Source organism: Pseudomonas sp. RA_15y_Pfl2_54, from assembly GCF_963971015.1.
In the GTDB taxonomy this organism is placed as follows: domain Bacteria; phylum Pseudomonadota; class Gammaproteobacteria; order Pseudomonadales; family Pseudomonadaceae; genus Aquipseudomonas; species Aquipseudomonas baetica_A.
This window is the reverse complement of the sequence record NZ_CAXAPN010000085.1, coordinates 1-1,320: the sequence shown is the minus strand read 5'-3', so window position 1 is coordinate 1,320 and position 1,320 is coordinate 1. Positions and strand designations below refer to the sequence as shown.

Here is a 1,320-nt window from a genome sequence, read left to right as displayed (position 1 = left end):
CGGCGGATGGAACGCTGGTGATTCAGGCCGGGCCGCATGCGCGGGTTACCGCGAGCCAAGTGGTGATTGATGCCGGGACAAGCCTGACGCTGAGTGCTGGCGGTCATCACATCGTCATCAATTCGGGGGGGATCTTCAGCAGCGTCGCTATCGTCGAGGGCGGCGCGCCAGTGGTGGGTGTCACGGCGCAGACAGCGTTGGCGGCAGCGCCCGAAGATCCACAGGCGCTGATCGCGCTGTCCATCACCACGCAAATAGCCGCGCTGGCTCAGGCCGCAGAGCAAGCCGCTTCAGTCTGCGCCGCGTGCGAAAAACTGGCGCAGGTGAACGCATGAGTCGGGCTTATCTGTTGCTGGATCGAATCCAGATCGACAAACTTTCGGATCGCCTGTTCGAGCTGACGGGCGGCGCGCCTGTTCACTCGCTTTATCAGCGTACCGCCTACAGCGCTTTGGAAAAGGCCGGCCCCGTGCTGATCGGTGTGACCCCCGATAGCCCGTTGGCAACGGTTTTTTGGCAGGAGTGGAGCGCAACGGCGGGCATCTGGCTGGAGTCTGAGGCCGTCGAAGATCAAGTGCTGGCGCATTTGCGCGGCCTGATCCACGCGCGGGTTGACGGGGGGGCGACGGTTTTCTTTCGTTTCTACGACCCGCGTATTACCGCGTTGTGGCTGAAGGATTTGCCCTCGCCTGAGCGTGATCGACTGATGGGGCCAGTACGGCTGATTCGTCTGCCGGATTCACAGATCAATCAGCAAACCGAGCACCCCGCGATCCCGTATGCGCACAAGCCCTGGCTGGTGCTGACGGCGGAACAACTCGATCACCTGAACGCGGCCAAGCGCCAGTCTTTTGCCAGACAGTTGATCGAGCACGGTCAACGCTATTTCCCCCAATACCTCAACACAATGGATTCGACAGCTTTGCAGCAATGGGCCATGGAGTGTCAGGCCAGTGCTGCACGGCGGGGCTTCAGTGCCGTCGATGAAGTCCTGCGCTGGGCGCGTTTCTTCACAGTGCTGGGCACTGACTTTCCCGATGGTGCCGAGCACGGCGCCTACCGGCGTTTGCTGGACGAACCCCGAGTGTTGCCGCACCAGCGTCTGGACAACCTCAACAGCGCATTGACGCACCAATTGCTGACCGACAAGGACTTCGCCCGATGAGCGCCGAAAAACTGGCCATGGTCGACGTGGCCGCTCAGGCCGAACGCGAGGCCAAAGCCCAGCCACACGCTGATATCAGTTGCACGGTGCATCCGTGTCCCGCCAGTCAGCCCGAACTGTTTGTGGTGCCGGTGCGTTACGCGCTGGCGCACGAA

General features: G+C 61.9%; 1 protein-coding gene and 1 pseudogene. Both read left to right on the top strand.

The window, feature by feature from the left end; translation table 11 throughout:
• A pseudogene (locus AACY50_RS28570) lies at nucleotides 1-335 on the top strand (type VI secretion system tip protein VgrG); the annotation flags it as partial.
• A complete protein-coding gene (locus AACY50_RS28565) occupies nucleotides 332-1,165 on the top strand; it encodes a DUF4123 domain-containing protein (RefSeq protein WP_339466844.1) in 834 nt (277 codons plus the stop codon). The pseudogene AACY50_RS28570 and the gene AACY50_RS28565, both read left to right, overlap by 4 nt.
• Nucleotides 1,166-1,320: the final 155 nt, after the last annotated feature.

Coding starts and splice junctions, on each gene's coding strand:
- AACY50_RS28565 (WP_339466844.1), top strand. CDS start 332: ATGAGTCGGGCTTATCTGTTGCTGGATCGAATCCAGATCGACAAACTT.